The sequence below is a fragment of the Clostridium fallax genome (genome assembly GCF_900129365.1).
GTDB lineage: Bacteria > Bacillota > Clostridia > Clostridiales > Clostridiaceae > Clostridium_AH > Clostridium_AH fallax.
The window spans coordinates 19076-39350 of record NZ_FQVM01000005.1 but is presented as its reverse complement, the minus strand read 5'-3'; the positions used below and the strand labels follow the sequence as shown (position 1 = coordinate 39350).

The window sequence follows — 20275 nt, the reverse complement described above, 5'->3', positions numbered from 1 at the left end:
TAAAGAGAATAATATTCTCTTTAAGCACTTTTTCATATAATTAAATATTATAAATATAAATTTACTACATATTTGTTATTGTTTGAGTTAGTGGTGGAATAACTTGTTTCTTTCTTGAAAGAACTCCAGGAAGATAAGCAGTTTTATCCTGTAATTTTATCTTGAAAGCTAATTCAGCTATTTCAGATCTTAATCCTGTTACAAGAACTTGAGATCCTTCCTTTAAAATGTCAGTTAAAAGAAGAACCATCATTTGGAATCCACCTTCATCAGCTTTTTTATCCATATAAGTTAACATTTCTTCTTTTAAAGGCATAAATCCTTCTATATCCATTGTATTAACTTGAGCAACACCTATCTTAATTCCTTCAATTGTGAAAGGTTTAAAATCTTGATTAAATATTTGCTCCACAGTTTTACCTTTTAAAGATGTTCCAGCTTTAAACATTTCAGTTGCAAATTCATTAACATCAATTTCAGCTATTTTTGCAAGCTTTAAGCAAATTTCTTTATCTATAGAAGTACAAGTTGGTGATCTAAATAATAAAGTATCTGATATTATAGCACCACATAATAAACCAGCTATTTCTTTTGATGGAACTAAGCTATTTTCAAAGAATCTTTTAGCAACTATAGTTGAAGTACTTCCAAGAGGTTCATTTCTAAAGTATATTGGATTTCCAGTTTGTATATCTGCTACTCTATGGTGATCTATTATCTCAAGAATTTCAGCTTCTTCTAATCCATCAACAGATTGACCTCTTTCATTATGGTCAACTTGTATTACTTTCTTTTTAGGATTAGCAATTAAATGATATCTTGAAATTAATCCAGTAACTTTATTATTAGAATCTAATATAGGATAGCTTCTAAATCTAGTTTCTGTCATAACTCCTTTAATGTCATCTACTAGTTCATCCTGTGAAAATGTAACTAAATTTTCTTTAGCCATAACATAATCTACTGGAATTGATTGAACTATTAGTCTTGAAGCTGAGAATGAATCATGAGGAGTAGTTATAACTGAAACTCCTTTTTCTTTAGCTTTTTCAAGAAGAACAGGATCTATTTTATGAGAACCTGTAACTATAATTAATGAAGCTTTTATATCTATTAGAGCCTCTTGAGATTCATATCTATCTCCAACAATAGCAATATCCCCTTCATTTACAAAATCCTTCATAGTATCAGGTTGCATTGCAGCTACTACTATTTTTCCAGGGAAAGTAGCATTTTCATCTATATATAAAGCTTCTCCATCTAAAGTTGAAACTATATTTTCTATTGGAGTTGAACTTTTTGCTAATATACAGTTATCCCATATATCCATATAGCTTGAAGTTAAATTAGCAGTAGATAAAACACCTAATAAATGATTATGCTTATTAGTAACAGGGATAGATTTTAAATTGTTATTCTTCATAACAATCCAAGCATCTTTTAATGATTGACCTGTTAATACAGGAGTTACCTTATCGTATTCAAGATCTTCTACTTTTGTTTTAACTGTTTCTAAAAATATTGGTTTTTCCACACCAAAGTAATCTAAAATAAATTGAGTTTCTTGATTTACCTCACCAAGTCTAACTGGTATAGCAGGAGTTTTACCTGTTTTATTTTTAAAATCTGCATAAGATATAGCAGCACAAATTGAGTCAGAATCTGGATTTTTATGACCAGTTATATATATTACGTCTTTCAAATTTATATCCTCCTTTGTATATCTTTCTTGAACCAAATAATTATATATAATTTATTCTAAATGCTAAGAAAATAAAAGTAAAGTCATTAATAAAAGTGTGTGTAAAGTTTTTAGCTTTTAAACATCATATTAAACGTTTACCTTATGTTTTTTTAATAAATATAAGGTTCTAATTAAAATACTAAGGAACATATATTACTATGAGAGTTTATAGATAGGGAGGTATACAAATTGGTAGAAGAAAAGAAACTCATTAAAGGTCTTTCTTCAAAAGATGCAGAAAAACGTCAAAAAAGTTTTGGGTTAAATGAATTATCAGAAAAAAAGAAGATTTCAATGTTTAAGATTTTCTTATCTCAATTTAATGATTTTATGGTTTGGGTTTTAATAGGAGCTACTATAATATCAGGAATAATGGGAGAAAAAGCAGATGCAATAACAATATTAATAATAATAATTATTAATGCTATTTTAGGATTTGTACAAGAATACAAAACAGAAAAATCTTTAGATGCACTAAAATCTTTAGCAGCTCCAACCTGTAAAGTTTATAGAGATGGAAATATTACTGTTATTAATGCGAAGTATTTAACTGTAGGAGATATAGTAATACTTGAAGCAGGAGATAGAATCCCAGCAGATGGAGAGATATTAGAATGTACAAGCTTAATGGTAGATGAATCACTACTTACAGGAGAATCTGTAGGTATATCAAAATCTTTAAGGGAAAATGAAAATTCTTTATATATGGGTACTACTGTTTTAAAAGGAAAGGGATTATTGCAGATAACAGCCATAGGAATGAATACTAAAATGGGGGAAATTGCTAATTTGCTTCAAGATATTGAAGATGAAAAATCTCCATTAAAAGAAAGGCTTGATAGCCTAGGAAAAATCCTTGTAATTTTATGTATTGTAATATGTGCCTTAGTTACTGTTGTTGGTATATTAAGAGGTAATGAGCTTACAGAAATGTTTTTATTAGGAGTTTCTTTAGCTGTTGCTGCAATTCCAGAAGGACTTCCAGCTATAGTTACTGTAGCTTTAGCTTTAGGAGTTTCTAGAATGCTTAAAAAAAATTCTTTGGTAAGAAAACTTCCTGCAGTTGAAACTTTAGGATGTATATCTGTAATTTGTAGTGATAAAACAGGAACCTTAACACAAAATAAAATTACTGTAAAAGAAGTCTATATGAATGGAAAAGTATATAATTTAGACAAAGATATTTTGCCACAAAATTCTCTTATGATGAAGTCTTTTATCTTATGTAATGATTGTAATTATGATTTTAATGAAAGAAATATAGATAAAGCTTTATATGGAGATCCAACAGAAACTGCTTTAATAAAGATGTATTTTAAAGATATTAATTTACTAAAGGCTTTTACATCTAATACAAGAAGAGTTTATGATATACCTTTTGATTCTAATAGAAAGATGATGAGTGTAATAGTTAGAGAAAATGGTAAAGAATCTTGTTATGTTAAAGGTGCGCCAGAAAAACTTTTAGAAAGATCTTCTTATATATATGAAAATGGAAGAATAAAACCTTTAACTTATCAGAAGAAACAGCAAATAATAGCCAGTGTAAATTCTATGTCAGAAAGAGCTTTAAGATGTTTAGCAGCAGCTTATAAGGATGAAAGTTTAGAAAGAAGTGAAGAGTTAGAAAAAAATCTTATTTTTATAGGTTTTGTAGGAAGTATAGATCCTCCTAGACCAGAGGTTAAAGATGCTGTTTTAAAGTGTAAATTAGCTGGTATAAGACCTATTATGATAACGGGAGACCACAAAAATACAGCTTTTGCTATTGCTAAGGATTTAAATATATGTAATACTTTAGAGCAAGTATTAACAGGTGAAGAAATAGAAGTTTTAAGCGATAAAGAACTTTCTAAAATGGTTACTAAAATAAGAGTTTTTGCAAGAGTTAGTCCTAATCATAAATTAAGAATAGTAAAAGCTTTTAGAAAGAATGGACACATAGTATCAATGACTGGTGATGGAGTAAATGATGCACCAGCTATTAAGGAAGCAGATATTGGAATATCTATGGGTATATCAGGTACTGATGTTACCAAAGAGGCCTCTTCAATGATATTAATGGATGATAATTTTAGAACTATAGTAGATGCAATAGAAGAGGGAAGAGTAATTTATGATAATATAAGAAAATTTATAAGATACTTACTTTCCTGTAATCTAGGTGAAGTTTTGACTATGTTTTTAGCTTCTCTTTTTTATCTTCCAAACCCATTATCTCCAATACAAATACTATTTGTAAATTTAGCTACAGATGGACTTCCTGCCATTGCTCTTGGAATGGATCCACCAGATTCAGATATAATGAGACAAAGACCAAGAGAAAAAAGTGAAGGAATTTTTGCAAGAGGACTTACAGAAAAAATATTAGTTAGAGGATCACTTATTGGAATATTAACATTAATTTCATTTTTAGTTGGAATGAATTATGGATGGAGCTTAGAAACTTGTAGAACTTTATCTTTAGCTACTTTAGTAATGTCACAGCTTATACATGTTTTTGAGTGTAGATCAGAGAGACATTCTATTTTTGAAATAAAGTTATTTACTAATCCATTTTTAGTTGGAGCTGTAGCTATTTCAATAACTATGCTTGTTGCTATTTTATATGTTCCAGCTTTAAGTGCAATTTTCCATACTACTGCTTTAAATTTTGGACAATGGCTTTTAGTTCTATTCTTTTCAGGAATTATAGCAATTATAAATAGTATATATCTTTATATAAAGGTTAAAAGATAAATTTTAAAATGCTATTTTAGAATTTATAATATCTATAAAATATATTATAATAAAAAATAAAAAGCTTCCTAAAATTTTAGGAAGCTTTTTATTTTTTATTATCTCATTTTCGTTGCTTGTTGCTTTGCTTTTTTTATTTGAGAATGATCTACAGGAACTAAGTCCTTTTTAGTGGTAAAGTTTAAAACATTCATAATTTGAATAATTTCTCTATTATCCTTACCTTTTTTACCTTTTAACCCTTGAATTAAAACGTTATTTCCTTGATTAATCTGAATAAATGAAGGCTTTTTAAACCATTTATTTTTATTATAAACACATTTTATAATAGCTTTACTTCTTTCAGGTCTAATGATTAAAGTAGCAGCGATTTTATGGAATATCCATAAAATAGTCTTTTCTTCTACTTTAACAGATACTACAGTACCTTGGAATTGAGCCATTCTATCTCCATATTTTTTTATATAGGACTCTGTGTAGTATTTAGACATTTTTTCTTTAAATCCCATAACTATAACTCCTTTACAAATATGATGTATTAGTCCAAACATAAACCTATTAAACTAGTAAGTATTATAGCATAACATTAGGTATATTTAAATACTTAACATATAAATTGAGATATTCTACTAATACTGAATTTAATTAACCATTATTGAAAAATAAGCTAAGATAATTCAGTATTTATAAATTATTATATTTTTAATAGAATAATTTATTCGTATACAATATAATTAATAAAGTATATAACTTTTAAGGTGTGAGTATTTTGGAAAGAAGAATTTTACATGTAGATATGGATGCTTTTTTTGCATCGGTAGAAGTTTTAGATAATAAAAGTCTTAAAGGAAAACCAGTAATTGTAGGTGGAACATCAGAAAGAGGAGTAGTTGCTACTTGTTCTTATGAAGCAAGAAAATTTGGTGTACATTCTGCTATGCCTATTTTTTTAGCAAAATCTAAATGTCCAAATGGAATATTCTTGCCTACAAGGCACAGTAGATATAGAGAAATATCTAATAAAATTTTTGATATATTTTATGATATAACTCCAATTGTAGAGCCTTTAAGTATAGATGAAGCTTATTTAGATATAACAAAAACTGATTATGATAGCTTAGAAGTATCTAAACTTATAAAAAAAAGGGTATTTGAAGAAATAGGATTAAGTTTATCTATTGGGGTATCATATAATAAGTTTTTAGCTAAATTAGCCTCAGATTGGAATAAACCTAATGGACTTAAAATAATTACAAAAGATATGATTCCAGATATCTTATATCCTCTTTCTATAAAAAAGGTTTATGGATTAGGAGGAAAATCGGTAAAAAAGCTTAATAATATAGGTGTTTTTACTATAAAAGATATGTATTCTCTTTCTAAAGATTTATATATAGAGTATTTTGGGAAATTTGGTGTTGAAATTTATGATAGAATAAGAGGTATAGATAATAGAGAAGTTAAGGCTTTAAGAGAGAGAAAATCTATTGGTAAAGAAAAAACATTAAAAAGCGATACTAAAGATAAGGAAGAATTAAAACTATATATAAATGATTTTTCAAGAATTATATCAGAAGAATTAATAAGCAAAAATGTGAGCGGAAAAACTATTACACTAAAAATAAAAACATCATCTTTTGAAACCCATACTAAAAGTAAAACTCTTATAAAATATATATGGTCTCAGAATGAAATATATAAAGAAGCCTGTGAAATATTAAGTACAATTAAATTAGAAGAAAATATAAGACTCATCGGATTATCTATATCATCATTAAATGAAAATAATATTTGTCAATTGTCATTTTTCAATTAGTATAAAGAGGTGAATTTTATGAAAAATCAAATTAGAAATTCAAAAGGTCAAACTGAAGAGGAATTTTTAAAAGAATATGATCCTTCAAAGTACAAAAAACCTTCAGTTACAGTGGATATACTTATATTTAGATTAGGAGAAAAGTCTTCTAATAATATTGGAAGAGATGTAGAGATGCTTTTAATAAAAAGAGGTAATTTTCCAGAATTAGGCAAGTGGGCGTGTCCTGGAGGATTTATTGAAATGGATGAAAGTTTAGAAGAATCTGCTAAGAGAGAGCTTTATGAGGAAACTGGAGTTAAAGATGTATATTTACAACAACTTAAAACTTTTGGTGATCCTAAAAGAGATAAGCGAGATAGGGTTATTACAGTAGCTTATATGTCTATAATAGATGAGCAATTAGAAGTTAAAGCAGGAGATGATGCAGCTGATGCAAAATGGTATAAAGTTAATTTGAAAAAACGAAATAGAATAAAAAAAGAAGATGGATATGATGAAAAATGGATAATATCCTTATTAAATAAAGATATTAATTTAGAATGTATACTTATAAAAAAGGTTAGAAAAATAGGAGTTCTTAAAAGCAAAGATTTTCAAATTATAGATGGTGGACTAATAGCTTCAGACCATTCAAAGTTAATAGCCTTTGGTATTGAAAAATTAGAACATATATTAGGATAAAATTTAAGGTATCTTTAAGAATACTTTAAGATAACAATAATTTTTAAAGGGAATTTTACCGTTATAATCATATTATTAAAGCACTTAGGAGGTAAAATCCATGAAAAGAACTAAAAGTGAAAATGTTATTTTAAGCTTTTTATTTATAGATTTAATAATAGTTAGTACAATAATTTTATTTGCAAAAATTGATTTTAATATTTCAAATATTAATTTTACTAATACTCAAGGAAATATGATGTTAACTTTAGGAATAACTTATTTACTTATGTTAATGGGAGTGTTATTTTGGCAAGAGTGGGCAATGTATGGAATGCTATCTAGTAAAGTTTTAATGTCTATTATAATGATTATAGGAAGTAAATTTAATTATTTTGTATTAGTTTATCAAATAATAATATTAATTTTAGTTATGATATTGATGGCTAAGTTAATATTAACTAAATTAAATTATAAAGATAATTTGTAATTTCTAGTAGACTATAATCGATTCTTGAACTATAATGTAAATAGACAAGAAAACATTTAAATCATAGGAGGAATATTTAATGGATAAAAAAACTTTAGCAAAAATGATTGACCACACTGCATTAAAAGCAGATACAAAAGAAGCAGCTATAAGAGAGCTTTGTAAGGAAGCTTTAGAATATAACTTTGCTTCAGTTTGTATAAATCCTGCAAACGTTAAACTAGCATCAGAACTTTTAAAAGGTAGCGATGTAAAGGTATGCACAGTTATAGGTTTCCCTTTAGGAGCAAATACTTCAGCAGTTAAAGCTTTTGAAACAGAAGATGCTATAAAAAATGGCGCTAATGAAGTTGATATGGTTATAAATATAGGAAAATTAAAAGATAAAGATTATGATTATGTAAGAGAAGACATAAAGTCAGTAGTTAATGCAGCTAAAGGAAAGGCTTTAACTAAAGTTATAATAGAAACTTGTCTTTTAACTGATGAAGAAAAAGTTATGGCTTGTAAATTATCAAAGGAAGCAGGCGCTAATTTTGTTAAGACTTCAACAGGATTCTCAACAGGTGGAGCAACTCCAGAAGATGTTAAATTAATGAGAGAAACTGTAGGAGCTGAAATGGGAGTTAAAGCATCAGGTGGAGTTAGATCACAAGAAGATGCAATTAAAGTTGTAGAAGCAGGAGCAAATAGAATTGGAGCATCAGCATCAATAGCTATTTGTGAAGGTCAAAAATCAAATTCAACATATTAGAATTTTTCTTGAAAATATGTAAGGGTTTACTTATTTTGTAATAAAAAGGTTGTCTTGTACAACCTTTTTTTTGTTGTAATTAAAGGGTTTTAGATATAAAGTAAAATTTTCATATTTTAATCAAAATATGAAAAAATATGAAAATAGTTAATTGTATTAAGTTAATATACATACTTTGTTTAATTTTATTATTATATGGTGAAATTTGCGAAAACAAATTTAAAAAATTTATACCTAAAATCTTAATATAAGAATATTTATATAATAGATTACTTTATTAAGGGAGGGAACTACTCTATTTAATTGAGGCATTATTTATTCTCAATTTGTGAGTGGGATTTTATGATAAGAGAGTTAACTCCACAAGAAGTGGTATATAACGTAAATTTTATTAATCATAAAAAGAGAACTGATGAAAATTATATTTTAGAATATAATGAAGTCTATGAAAATATTAAAACAGCATTAAGTATAAATAAAGAAGGATATAACGTATATGTTATAGATGAATTTTCAAAGGAAAAAGTAAAAAATTTAAAAAGTTATATAACTGAAATATTAAAAGAAAATAAAAAAGTGCCAAAGGATATATGTTATGTAACAAATAATGAGTCTAGAAATCCCAAAAGTTTATTTACTGAAGGTGGAAGAGGGAAAGAGTTAAAAGAATTTGTAGAAGGACTAAAAAATTTATATTTAGATAAAATTTTTAATTTTTATCATTCATCTTCAAATGAAGAAAAAGAGAAAATTTTAGATGATGTGCAAAAGAAAAGAAGTTGTTTTATTAGTAATTTAGTAGAGATGGCTAAAAATGAAGGATTTGAATTAAAAGCAACAACTAGTGGATTTGCCTTCATTCCTTTAAAAGAAGGAGAAGCAATTACTGAAAAGGAATATGATAATTTAGAAGCTAATTTCAAGGAAGAAATAACTAGTAAAGCAGGAAGATTAAAAATTAATGCGGAAAATGTTTTAGAAAAATTAAAAGAGATAGAGTTAAATTCTATTAAAGAAATAAAAGATATTTATAAAAGTTATTTAGATGATGAAATGAAAGAAGCGAAGGAAGAATTAAAGGAAATTTTTAAAATAGAAAAAGATGCATTAAAGTTTTTAAAAGAAATGTGTATAAACATTGAAAAAGAAATTATAAATATATATTCTATGAATTATGATGATGATGAAGATAGAATAAATGAATTAATACAAAAATATGGAGTGAATGTATTAGTAGATAATGAAGGAATAGAGTGCTCTAAAGTAATATTTGAAGAGGATCCTAGTATAAATAATCTTATAGGAACTATAGACTATGAAAATCATAATGGAGTTTATTCAACAGATTTATCTTTAATAAATCCAGGATCAATTTTAAAGGCTAATGAAGGGTGTTTAATTATTAAAGTAGATTCCCTATTTGATAATCCAGGTAGCTACTATTATTTAAGAAAGACTTTAATGAGTGGTAAGTTAAGCTATGATTATAATAAGAGTCATTTAGAATTTATCGCATTAAATGGATTAAAACCTGAGCCTATAGATATAAATTTAAAAGTTGTATTAATAGGAGATTATAGATCTTTTGATTTATTATATCATTATGATGAAGACTTTAAGAAGCTATTTAGAATAAAAGGAGAATATAATCCATACAAAAATATTGATAATAAGCTCAAAGATTATTTAGTAAGTTTAATTGATAGTACTAGCAAAAAAAATAATACTTTGCCTTTAACAAAAGGTGCTATAAATTCTATAGGAAAATATTTATCTAGAAAAGCAGGAAATAGAAATAAAGTTTTTATAGATGATTTTATATTAGATAAAATATTAAATTTATCTAATAATTTAGCAAAGAAAGAAGGTATAAGTAAAATAACAAAAAATGAAGTGAAAAAGGTCATATACTCAGAAGAGCTTATAGAAAAGGAAATTATGGAGTCCTTTAAGGAAGGAAAAACTATGATAGAGGTAAAATCCTCTATGATAGGTTCTATAAATGCATTATCTGTTATTAATACTGGATATTATAAATTTGGCAATCCTACTAGAGTAACTTGTATATGTTGTAGGGGTACAGGAAAGATATTAGATGGTCAAAGAGAAAGTAATTTAAGTGGAAATATTCATATAAAATCATTAAATATATTAAGAGGAGTTTTAAATAGAGTTATAAATCCTTATAAAACTATTCCAGTAGATTTTCATTTAAGTTTTGAACAAACTTATGGAATGCTAGATGGTGATAGTGCTTCAGTTGCAGAAACTATATGTATGATTTCAGCCTTATCAAAAATTTCTATAAAACAAAATATAGCAGTTACAGGATCTTTAAATCAGTTTGGAGAAGTTCAGCCTATTGGAGGAGTTAATGAAAAAATAGAAGGATTTTTTAAAGTTTGTAAGGAGATTGATACTGTAAAAGGCAAGGGAGTTTTAATTCCTTATAATAACAAAGATGAAATAGTTTTAAACTACGAAGTAGAAGAAGCAGTAAAAAATGGTGATTTTACTATTTATATTATGAAAGATCTATATGATGCTATAGATACATTGTTGGATAGTGATAATTCTAAAATTGAAGAAGTCTTAAATAAAATAGAACTTCAATTAGCTTTATATGGTAAATAACTAGATTATAAATAGTTTTATTTTTATATAAAACTATTTATTGTTTTTTAGTATACTTAAAAAAGATTTAGCATGAGATTTTTCATGCTAAATCTTTTAATTTATTCTAAAGATATTAATTCACTGTTATTTAAGAATCTATTGAAATCATAGATTTTTCCATCACTATCAACTACAATTCCACTGTTGATATTATTTCTTTTTGTGTATATAAAGTAGATTTTGTTATCTTTATAACAAGTATTTATTAATTTAATTTCACTATTCAACCTAGATTTTGCTATTTCTTTTGAATTATTTACTTTAAATAAAAAATCATTATATATTTTCTCGTCTATTCTTATATATGTATTATTTCTAAAGGTAAAGCTATTGTCATTATATTCTATCTTATCTATATTATTTTTAATTTCACTATTATAAAATTCCATAAGCATAAAGTTTTCACTAGACTTTAGTATAGTAACATCTCCTGTATCTTCTCCAGCGATATTTAAGAATGTAAATTTTCCATCCTCTACCTTAATAAAATCTGTATTAAAATTTTTATTTACCCAAAAGCCATATAAGTCATCAAGATTTATACTTTTTTCATATACAGTGGAAGTTAATGATGATGAATTTTTATTTATGTTATTATAACATTGAGTATAATTGTTTTGATAAATTTTAATATTTGCATACTCTTTAGCATTTTCCAAAACTTTTTTAGGTGGTTCTTCATTTTTTGAAAAATAAACTTGATTTTTATAATTTACGTAAGCTAGTGAATCCAAACTGACATTAAAGGATTTAACATTAGATGATATTTCTTTATCATTTTTATATAATTTATTATCTTTAGTTAAAATAATTAGGGAATTTTTAAAAGCTTTTATTTCCTTAAAATTTTTAGGTAAAGATTTTTTTTCACCTGTAGGGGATATTATAAATAGATTATTAGAACTATCTAATATAAATGCATCATTATAAACATTTTTTATTGAGGTAACATCATCACATAATTTAAATTTCTTTAAATTTTCTAAGTCAATATAATTTAAAGTATTATCTGATTTTAGATAATAAACTCCTTTTTTATCATTAGTTAAGAAGTATAATGATACACTATCATCTAATTTTTGAGAAGGAGAATTATACTTTTTATAATATAAAATCGTTGCATCTAAATCAAGATTTTCCATATTCTCATTAGGTATTTCTCCGTAAAGAATATCTTTATTATTTATAAAGAAAAAATAATTGCCGATACTATTATTATTTAAGGCCTCTTCCTTTCCAGTTTTTAAGTTTTTTAAGTAAATAATATCTTTTTTAAAGTATAATACTTTACTTTTATCACTGTTAAATTGACAAATTGAAGAATTTTCAGTAATTTTTAAAGGCTTATTATTATTGTTTACAAAAAATAAATTTAAATTTTTATCAACATAATAAAAACTATTTTCATCTAATAAGTGAAACTTTATTACATCACTTGCCAATTTAACCTTTTCTTTTCCACTATCTTTTATATATAAATCATTTTTATTATTTATATAATATACTAAGCTTCCTATAATACATTGACGAAAAGAATTTGGTAGTATATTTGAATCTATAAATTCTTTTTTACCATCTTTCTTGGTAAAATAAAGATTAAAATTTTCATCAATAGATATATATTCTTGTAGATTAGAAGAATAAATTACATTTGATATGTTTTCTCCGATTTTAGTTTTTTCTAATTTGTTATCTAAACTAAAAGTTTCTTTAGTTTTATCATTATAAAGTAGAAGCGTAGACTCACTATTAAGATTATTCTTTTTATTAGAATAAATAAATAGGAAACTAATAATAAAAATTATGATAGTTCCTATTATTATAGTCTTTTTCATTTAAATTTCCTCCCCAAAAATTTATTTATAATTTTATATAAATATTATATAGAACTTATTATATTATAAAAGAATGTAGATTAACTAGTATTAATTTAATATAGAATATTAAATTAAAAATAAAAAAATATAAGAATATAATTAAATTCTTAAAACCTTTGACTTACAATTGAAATATATGGTAAAATTATGGAAAAAGTAGGAAAAGTGGTGACGAGAAAATAAGGAGGTGAAATACTCTTTTTAATAAAAAGAGTAGTGTCTTATGTATTTAAAATTTGATAACATTAACAACAATTTGATTGTTACTTTAATGGGGGAGTTAGATCACCATAGTGCAGAGGAAGTTAGAATAAAAATTGACGATAGAATAGATAGAGATAATTTTAAAAATCTTATAATGGATTTTTCCGGAGTAAGTTTTATGGATAGTTCAGGTATAGGGGTAGTAATTGGAAGATATAAAAAGGTAGAAAGTAGAGAGGGAAAAGTTTTAATAACCTCTTTAACTAAAAATGTTAAAAGAATTTTTGAGCTATCAGGAATATTTAAAATTATAAATACCTATAACAATGTAGAGGAAGCTATAAGTAGCATTTAGATGGAGGGATTTAAATGGAAGAAAACAAAATGAAGATAGAATTTTTAAGTAAATCTCAAAATGAAGGTTTTGCGAGAGTTGCAGTAGCTGCATTTATTTCACAATTAGATCCAACTATTGAGGAGATTAGTGATATAAAGACTGCCGTTTCTGAAGCTGTAACTAATTCTATAATACACGGATATGAAGATAAAGGAAATGGAACAGTTTTTATAGAGGTAACTATTATTAAAAATGAAGCTACAATTGTTATATGGGATAATGGGACAGGTATAGAAGATATAGATTTAGCTAGAGAACCTTTATATACATCAAAACCAGAACTTGAAAGATCAGGTATGGGATTTACTGTTATGGAAACATTTATGGATGAATTAAAAGTTTTTAGTGAAAAGGGTAAAGGAACTAAAGTAGTAATGAAAAAAGTATTTAAATCTTTAAGCTAGGTGAGTATATGGAGAAAGAGAATTTATTAAGAGAGGATTATAATTATAATGATAATGCAGAATTAATTTCCTTAGCTAAAGCCGGTAGTGAAGAGGCAATGAATAAAGTTATAGAGATAAATCTTCCTCTAGTATCATCAATAAGCAGAAAATTTAGTAATAGAGGATATGATTATGAGGATATATTTCAAATAGGATCTATTGGACTTATTAAGGCAGTAAATAATTTCGATGATAGTTTTAATGTAAAATTTTCAACTTATGCAGTACCTATGATTATTGGAGAAATAAAAAGATTTTTAAGAGATGATGGAATGATTAAAGTAAGTAGAAATACTAAAACTTTAGCCAAAAAACTTCATTTCGATAAAGAAGAACTTTCTAAGAGATTAGATAGGGAACCGACTATTGAGGAATTATCTGAATTCTCTGGGATAGATAAGGAAGAAATAGTATATGCTTTAGAATCTGCAAGTTGTATGCAATATTTATATGATACTATTCATCAAGATGATGGAGCACCAGTACTTTTAATTGATAAATTAAGTGAGAATGGTGATAGTGATGAGGAAATGATTGATAAGTTAGCTTTAAAAGAAGCATTATCTACTTTAGATAATAAATCAAGACAAATTATTATGCTTAGATATTTTAAAGATAAAACTCAGGTTCAAGTTGCAAAACTTTTAGGCATAAGTCAAGTCCAGGTTTCGAGAATAGAAAAAAAGGTTTTAATGGCAATGAGAGAAAAACTTAAGTTTTAGTTATATGTTAATTATGAAAAATAAAAAAAGTATTTAAAAAGAAGCTTTTAAAAAATAATTTTTTAAAAGCTTCTTTTTAATTTTTTGAATAATAATTTATGTTTTAAACAAATACTATCTTTATAAAATAGTTATATAAAAATTATATTTATAATAAAAAATATTCATTATAAAAATTTCTAAAATTATAAGCAAAGGATGATAAAAATGAGCAAAAAAAGTGATCAGAAGAAGGAAATGATTATAAAACAAAAATTTCAAAAATTATCTCAAGAAGTAAAACCAAAACCTAAACTTTTAAAAAATTGTATTAATGCTTTTTGGGTAGGTGGACTTATTTGTGTACTAGGACAATTTATACTAAATACTTTAATAAGTTTTGGTATTACTAAAGATGACGGGGCAGCTATATTATCTATAATAATGGTATTTTTAGGAGCTTTATTAACTGGTATAGGTATATATGACAAAATTGCAAGTTTTGCTGGGGCTGGTACAGTTGTTCCAATTACAGGTTTTGCCAATTCTATAGTATCACCAGCTATAGAATTCAAAAAGGAAGGTTTTGTTTTTGGAGTTGCAGCTAAGATGTTTACAATAGGAGGACCTGTATTAGTTTACGGAATAGGTACTTCTGTGATTATAGGAATTATTTATTATATATTTGGAGTGATTTTGTAATGGATAAAAAGATAAAAAGAATAGGTGAGCAGACTATAAAACTTTTAAATTTACCAAGAATTATGGCAACAAGTACAGTAGTTGGTCCAAAGGAAGGTGAGGGACCATTAAAGGATTATTTTGACATAATAATAAATGATGATACTTATGGAGAAAAAACCTTTGAAAAAGCTGAAAGTAGAATGATGTATACTGCTATTTTAGAAGTGATGAAAAAAGCTAATTTAAAGGAAAAAGATATAGACTATTTATTTGCAGGAGATCTTTTAAATCAAATTAGTTCATCAAATTTCGCTGCTAGAGAATTTAGCATACCATTTTTTGGACTATATGGAGCTTGTTCAACTATGGCGGAATCATTAAGCTTAGCATCTATTGCAATGGAAGCTCAGATAGCAAAGTATGTAATAGCTTCTACATCATCTCATTTTAGTTCGGCAGAAAGACAATTTAGGTTTCCTTTAGAGTATGGATCTCAAAGATCAGAAACTTCCCAATGGACAGTTACAGGATCTGGGGCTATGCTTTTAACTGATAAAGGAGATTATCCGGCAGTGACATATATAACAACAGGTAAGGTAAAGGATTATGGGGTATTAGATGCAGATAATATGGGAGCTGCAATGGCTCCAGCAGCTGTAGATACTATTTATAAACATTTTAAAGAAACAGGAAGACAACCAAAGGATTATGATGTAATAGCTACAGGTGATTTGGGGGACATAGGAAAGAAAATAACAGAAGAACTACTTTTAGAATATGGATATGATGTAAGAGATGTATATATTGACTGTGGTTCTGTAATTTTTGATAATGAAAAACAAAAGACTAATGCTGGAGGAAGTGGATGTGGATGTTCAGCTGTAGTTAGCAGTGGATATCTTTATAAAAAGTTAAAAGATAAAGAAATAAATAAAATTTTATTAATATCTACAGGAGCTCTTATGAGTACAACTACATCTCTTCAAGGAGAAAGTATACCAGGTATAGCTCATGCTGTAGCTATAGAAAATGTATAAAGGAGTTTTGTTATATGGATACTTATATAAAAGCATTTATAGTAGGTGGAATTATATGCATTATTGCACAAGTTCTAATGGATAAAACTAAATTAACTCCAGGAAGAATTTTAGTATCCTTTGTAACGATAGGTGCAATTTTAGGGGCTTTTGGTATATATGATAAAATAGTTGAATTTGGTGGAGCAGGAGCTACTATTCCTCTTCCTGGTTTTGGAAATTCATTAGCTAAAGCTGCTATAAAAGAAGTTAGAGAAAATGGGTTATTAGGAGCTTTTTCAGGAGGAATAAAGGGAACTGCAGCTGGGATAACAGCGGCTATATTTTTTGGATATATTATGGCTTTAATATTTAATCCTAAAACTAAAGATTAGAAACTTTATTTTTTCAAATTAAAAGTATTTTATTATTTTTCACGTATAATATAAAATAAAAATATTATAATAAATTTATTGTATATAACTTAAAATGGCTATGTAAAGATAGAATATATATTATTAAAATTTTACATTAAACTTTTAGTGTATTATATTTAATGTTTATCTTTACATAGCTTATTTATTCTATAATAGAATAAATAAGTATTTTAAAGTAAATAGAAAAGAATAAAAATATTAGAAAATAAGTTTTGAAAATATTACTATAGGTTTTATATAAATATTTTATTTTAAAAGGTTTTTTATACCTATTGTATTTAAATATTTAAAGTGGACAAAACTAAATATATGGAGGTGATTTTTATATTAAAAAATTTATTAAAGACTTTTAATAGGGTAAATAAAAATAATATTAAGTCATTTACAGATATAATATTTTTATATCTTAAGAAAAAATATAGTTTTATAGTAGAAAATTATATATGAAAAGACCTATTATCAATATACTTATTTCTATAGTACTAGGTCTTTTTTGTTATATTTTAAAAGACTACAGTATATTATCAGTAATAATAATTTTCATATTATATTTTGTAGTTAATATTTGCTTATATAATAGTAAAATAAATTCTTTTATACTAATTTTATTAGTGGTAATTGGATTTTTTGTAAATTATATTTATTATGAAAGTACTATAAATCAAAGGGGAACTTTTAAGGTTAAAGCTGAAAATATACAAAAGAAATATTTAATTGGATATTATAATAAAAGAAAAATAAAAATAGTAGGAAATATTAATAATATTAAAGAGGGAGACAATTTAATAATAAAAGGGACATTTAAAAAAGATAAAAATATAGAAAAAGGTATAGTTGGACTTTTATTTTCAGATGAAAAAATAAAAGTAGGTGAGAGTAAAAGATTAAACTTAATTGATAAATTTTTTAGTAAGCTTAGTGATAAAATAGGTGAAGAAAAATCTGCAATAGTTATTTCATCATGTCTAGGAGAGGATAAATATTTAACGGAAAATCAAAAACTTGATATAAAAAATCTTGGAATTGTACATGTAATGTGTGTATCTGGATTTCATCTAACATTAATATATGGGTTTCTTATAAAATTTTTAGGATTTTATCCTTCTATAGCTATTACTTTTTTATATGTAATTTTAACAGGAGGTAATGCTCCTAGTATAAGAGCTTTTATAATGATAACTTTATTAAATTTAGGAAAAAGATTAAGGAAAAATTATGATGGGTTATCAGCATTAAGTTTTTCTGCTATTTTACTATTACTAGTTAACCCTTATTTGATATTTGATTTTGGATTTAATTTATCTTATTTTGCTACCTTAGGTATATTATTATTTTTTAAAAAGATTAAAAGAAAACTATATAAATTACCTATTTTCTTAAATAATATTGTATCTTTATCCTTATCAGCCCAAGTCTTTACTTTTCCTTTAATAGCTTTAGTAATTAAAGAGTTTTCGTTAAATTTTATAATATCTAATATATTTATAGTTCCAATATTTACACCACTAATAATTATAGGAAATTTATCTATGATTTTTAGTCTAATAAATCCTATATTCAATTTTTTATCTATAATATTAAATTTAATATTATTAGTGCTAGACGGAGCTATGTATATTATAAATACTATTGCTATAGAATCTATAATTTTTAATAATATTTTAGTTTATTTTTATTTATCTACTCTTATCTGTGTTTATATGATTAAAAAGGGGCAAAGAAAGTTTAAAAATATTCCTTTAATTTTATTTATAGTTTCATTTTTTCTAATCTATTCTTTTTCACCAAGAATTATATTTTTTAGAGACAAATATAATAAAGGTATAGTAATTCATAGTGGATTTAAAAAGATATTTTTAACTAATAGTAAAAATCAATACTTTATAAAAAATGCAAGGCTAAACTATGGAGTTACAGAATTTATAGCTTTAGACGAGGATAAAAAAATAAAAACTCATAATCATTTCATAAAAATTGATAGAAATTTAAGATATATGTATTTACAAGGAAAAAACAAAAAAATATTTTTTACAGAAAATAATGAAAATATCAATAAAGAAATCTATTGTGATATAATATTTTTAAGTAATGAGTATGAAGAGCAAAGATTTTTCTCTATGCTATTTAAAGATAAAGGCTATATGATTAATTGGAGAGGAAGATTAAAGTGATAGATTTAGAACTTTTGGATAAGGAAATTAAAGAAGGTAAGTTTAAAAATTCATATGTTTTTTGTGGGCTAGATGAGATGCTTATAAAAGAAAATATAGATATTATAATAAATAAAGCTATAGATCAGACATTTAAAGATTTAAACCTAATAAAAATTGATGGAAATAATAGTACTTTTGATGAAATAATGAATGCCTGTGAAACTCTTCCTTTTATGAGTGATAAAAAGGTAGTAGTAGTATATAGGGCCAATTTTTTAAAGGATAAAACAGATAGTGCTGGATTAAAAGTATATAATGAAATTAAAGAGTATTTAAAAAATTTACCGGAACAAACTATTTTAATAATGTATTATTTATTTGGAGATAAAAGAGAGAGACCAAATAAAAATAAAAAATTCCATACCTTAGATAAATTAAGCACTGTAGTTTATGCAGATAAATTAAGAGGAGAAAGATTATACAAAAAAGTAAATAATATTTTTGAGAAAAAAGGTAAAAAAATAGGAAGAGTAGAGCTTAGATTTTTTTGTGATTCTGTAGAAAATAATTTTGATATAATAGAAAGAGAAATAGATAAACTTATAAATTATACATTAGGTAGGGATATAAAAAAAGAAGATATATCTTTATTACTTCCTAATAAAGGGGAAGATGATGTATTTGATCTTGTAGATTTTATATCTCAAAGAAAGCCTGAAAAAGCTATAGATATAATGAATGATCTACTTAATAAAGGTGAAAATATAATGTTAATTCTTACTTTAATTGCTAACCAGTTTAATATGTTATTTAGAATTAAGGTAGCTTTAAATGAGGGAAAAAATAAAGAAGTTATTGCAAGAGAAATTCATAGACCAGTTTTTGTTGTGGAAAAATTAATAGGTCAAAGTAGGAAATTTACCATTAAACAAATAGAATCTTGTATGGAAGAATTTATAGAAACGGAGAAAAAGCTTAAAAGTAGCTCTTTAGATAAAAAAATAGAATTAGAATTATTTATTATGAAAACAGTTATAGTTAGTGCAAGGAGCTAGCTATAGCTGTTTTTTAGCGTATAAAAAGAAAATAACCGGTCAAAGAGACCGGTTTATTGATTAAGCCATAGCGTTTAACTTAGTAGCTAATCTTGATTTCTTTCTAGCAGCCATGTTCTTATGTACTACTCCTTTTGAAGTAGCCATGTCTAATGCCTTAACAACATCTTTGAAAAGAACAGTAGCTTCTTCTTTGTTGCTAGCAGCAACAGATACTTCGAATTTCTTTATAACTGTTTTAAGAGCTGACTTTATCATTTTGTTTCTTAAAGTCTTAGTTTCAGTTACTTTTATTCTCTTCTTAGCTGACTTTATGTTTGCCATTGTTTCACCCCCCTTGACTAATTTAGGGTCTCAGCAGTTTTGGGGAAAACCGCGTACGAGTTCATATTCAACAAAGGTAATTATAGCATTGAAGTTTTT

18 protein-coding genes are annotated in these 20275 nt (G+C 25.5%); 14 read left to right on the top strand and 4 right to left on the bottom strand.

Annotation, left to right across the window (positions count from 1 at the left end; translation table 11 throughout):
• Window positions 1–64: 64 nt before the first annotated feature.
• A complete protein-coding gene (locus tag BUA70_RS03965) occupies window positions 65–1702 on the bottom strand; it encodes a putative manganese-dependent inorganic diphosphatase (RefSeq protein ID WP_072893518.1) in 1638 nt (545 codons plus the stop codon).
• Between the two features lie 231 nt (window positions 1703–1933).
• On the opposite strand from BUA70_RS03965, the gene BUA70_RS03960 reads away from it, so the two are divergent.
• Window positions 1934–4483 (top strand): calcium-translocating P-type ATPase, SERCA-type, encoded by a 2550-nt coding sequence (locus BUA70_RS03960; protein ID WP_072893516.1) that lies wholly within the window; start codon window positions 1934–1936, stop codon window positions 4481–4483.
• Window positions 4484–4581: 98 nt separating this feature from the next.
• Here BUA70_RS03960 and BUA70_RS03955 read toward each other — a convergent pair whose 3' ends face one another.
• Complete coding sequence (locus BUA70_RS03955; RefSeq protein ID WP_072893512.1) at window positions 4582–4992, bottom strand: hypothetical protein; 411 nt, start codon at window positions 4990–4992, stop codon at window positions 4582–4584.
• 260 nt (window positions 4993–5252) lie between these two features.
• Between BUA70_RS03955 and BUA70_RS03950 the strand changes: the two genes are divergently transcribed.
• From BUA70_RS03950 to BUA70_RS03930, 5 genes are all read left to right on the top strand, one after another.
• Window positions 5253–6299: a DNA polymerase IV gene (locus BUA70_RS03950; protein ID WP_072893508.1), complete on the top strand. Its 1047-nt coding sequence runs from the start codon at window positions 5253–5255 to the stop codon at window positions 6297–6299.
• Window positions 6300–6317: 18 nt separating this feature from the next.
• On the top strand, window positions 6318–6983 hold the full coding sequence (locus BUA70_RS03945) for an NUDIX domain-containing protein (RefSeq protein WP_072893504.1): 666 nt from the start codon (window positions 6318–6320) through the stop codon (window positions 6981–6983).
• A gap of 100 nt (window positions 6984–7083) precedes the next feature.
• Entirely contained in the window at window positions 7084–7452 is a 369-nt protein-coding gene (locus BUA70_RS03940; protein ID WP_072893501.1) for a hypothetical protein, read from the top strand.
• A gap of 79 nt (window positions 7453–7531) precedes the next feature.
• The gene (gene deoC, locus BUA70_RS03935; protein ID WP_072893498.1) at window positions 7532–8206 is read left to right on the top strand and encodes a deoxyribose-phosphate aldolase; all 675 of its coding nucleotides are present in this window, start codon (window positions 7532–7534) and stop codon (window positions 8204–8206) included.
• 342 nt (window positions 8207–8548) lie between these two features.
• Window positions 8549–10840 (top strand): AAA family ATPase, encoded by a 2292-nt coding sequence (locus BUA70_RS03930; protein ID WP_072893495.1) that lies wholly within the window; start codon window positions 8549–8551, stop codon window positions 10838–10840.
• Between the two features lie 101 nt (window positions 10841–10941).
• Here the strand turns inward: BUA70_RS03930 and BUA70_RS03925 are convergent, their stop codons facing one another.
• Entirely contained in the window at window positions 10942–12717 is a 1776-nt protein-coding gene (locus BUA70_RS03925) for a hypothetical protein (RefSeq protein WP_072893492.1), read from the bottom strand.
• Window positions 12718–12982: 265 nt separating this feature from the next.
• On the opposite strand from BUA70_RS03925, the gene spoIIAA reads away from it, so the two are divergent.
• The 8 genes from spoIIAA (at window position 12983) to holA (ending at window position 19852) form a co-directional block, all read left to right on the top strand.
• Window positions 12983–13318 (top strand): anti-sigma F factor antagonist, encoded by a 336-nt coding sequence (spoIIAA, locus tag BUA70_RS03920; RefSeq protein WP_072893489.1) that lies wholly within the window; start codon window positions 12983–12985, stop codon window positions 13316–13318.
• Window positions 13319–13332: 14 nt separating this feature from the next.
• On the top strand, window positions 13333–13764 hold the full coding sequence (spoIIAB, locus tag BUA70_RS03915) for an anti-sigma F factor (protein WP_072893486.1): 432 nt from the start codon (window positions 13333–13335) through the stop codon (window positions 13762–13764).
• Between the two features lie 8 nt (window positions 13765–13772).
• Window positions 13773–14528, top strand: coding sequence for an RNA polymerase sporulation sigma factor SigF (gene sigF, locus BUA70_RS03910; protein ID WP_072893483.1), 756 nt, complete (start codon window positions 13773–13775; stop codon window positions 14526–14528).
• 207 nt (window positions 14529–14735) lie between these two features.
• Window positions 14736–15209, top strand: a complete 474-nt coding sequence (spoVAC, locus tag BUA70_RS03905; protein ID WP_072893479.1) for a stage V sporulation protein AC — start codon at window positions 14736–14738, stop codon at window positions 15207–15209.
• Window positions 15209–16228: a stage V sporulation protein AD gene (gene spoVAD / locus BUA70_RS03900; protein ID WP_072893476.1), complete on the top strand. Its 1020-nt coding sequence runs from the start codon at window positions 15209–15211 to the stop codon at window positions 16226–16228. The genes spoVAC and spoVAD overlap by 1 nt, the downstream gene beginning before the upstream one ends.
• 14 nt (window positions 16229–16242) lie before the next feature.
• Entirely contained in the window at window positions 16243–16602 is a 360-nt protein-coding gene (spoVAE, locus tag BUA70_RS03895; protein ID WP_072893473.1) for a stage V sporulation protein AE, read from the top strand.
• A 485-nt stretch (window positions 16603–17087) separates the two neighbouring features.
• A complete protein-coding gene (locus BUA70_RS03890; protein WP_072893469.1) occupies window positions 17088–18815 on the top strand; it encodes a ComEC/Rec2 family competence protein in 1728 nt (575 codons plus the stop codon).
• Window positions 18812–19852 (top strand): DNA polymerase III subunit delta, encoded by a 1041-nt coding sequence (gene holA / locus BUA70_RS03885; RefSeq protein WP_072893466.1) that lies wholly within the window; start codon window positions 18812–18814, stop codon window positions 19850–19852. The genes BUA70_RS03890 and holA overlap by 4 nt, the downstream gene beginning before the upstream one ends.
• Before the next feature lie 60 nt (window positions 19853–19912).
• On the opposite strand, the gene rpsT is transcribed toward holA, so the two are convergent.
• On the bottom strand, window positions 19913–20176 hold the full coding sequence (gene rpsT / locus BUA70_RS03880; RefSeq protein ID WP_072893463.1) for a 30S ribosomal protein S20: 264 nt from the start codon (window positions 20174–20176) through the stop codon (window positions 19913–19915).
• Between the last annotated feature and the right edge of the window lie 99 nt (window positions 20177–20275).

Excerpts from the sequence above, each read along its gene's own strand:
- BUA70_RS03955 (WP_072893512.1), bottom strand. The coding sequence starts at position 4,992 with ATGGGATTTAAAGAAAAAATGTCTAAATACTACACAGAGTCCTATATA.
- BUA70_RS03945 (WP_072893504.1), top strand. The coding sequence starts at position 6,318 with ATGAAAAATCAAATTAGAAATTCAAAAGGTCAAACTGAAGAGGAATTT.
- BUA70_RS03940 (WP_072893501.1), top strand. The coding sequence starts at position 7,084 with ATGAAAAGAACTAAAAGTGAAAATGTTATTTTAAGCTTTTTATTTATA.
- deoC (WP_072893498.1), top strand. The coding sequence starts at position 7,532 with ATGGATAAAAAAACTTTAGCAAAAATGATTGACCACACTGCATTAAAA.
- BUA70_RS03930 (WP_072893495.1), top strand. The coding sequence starts at position 8,549 with ATGATAAGAGAGTTAACTCCACAAGAAGTGGTATATAACGTAAATTTT.
- BUA70_RS03925 (WP_072893492.1), bottom strand. The coding sequence starts at position 12,717 with ATGAAAAAGACTATAATAATAGGAACTATCATAATTTTTATTATTAGT.
- spoIIAA (WP_072893489.1), top strand. The coding sequence starts at position 12,983 with ATGTATTTAAAATTTGATAACATTAACAACAATTTGATTGTTACTTTA.
- spoIIAB (WP_072893486.1), top strand. The coding sequence starts at position 13,333 with ATGGAAGAAAACAAAATGAAGATAGAATTTTTAAGTAAATCTCAAAAT.
- sigF (WP_072893483.1), top strand. The coding sequence starts at position 13,773 with ATGGAGAAAGAGAATTTATTAAGAGAGGATTATAATTATAATGATAAT.
- spoVAC (WP_072893479.1), top strand. The coding sequence starts at position 14,736 with ATGAGCAAAAAAAGTGATCAGAAGAAGGAAATGATTATAAAACAAAAA.
- spoVAD (WP_072893476.1), top strand. The coding sequence starts at position 15,209 with ATGGATAAAAAGATAAAAAGAATAGGTGAGCAGACTATAAAACTTTTA.
- spoVAE (WP_072893473.1), top strand. The coding sequence starts at position 16,243 with ATGGATACTTATATAAAAGCATTTATAGTAGGTGGAATTATATGCATT.
- BUA70_RS03890 (WP_072893469.1), top strand. The coding sequence starts at position 17,088 with ATGAAAAGACCTATTATCAATATACTTATTTCTATAGTACTAGGTCTT.
- rpsT (WP_072893463.1), bottom strand. The coding sequence starts at position 20,176 with ATGGCAAACATAAAGTCAGCTAAGAAGAGAATAAAAGTAACTGAAACT.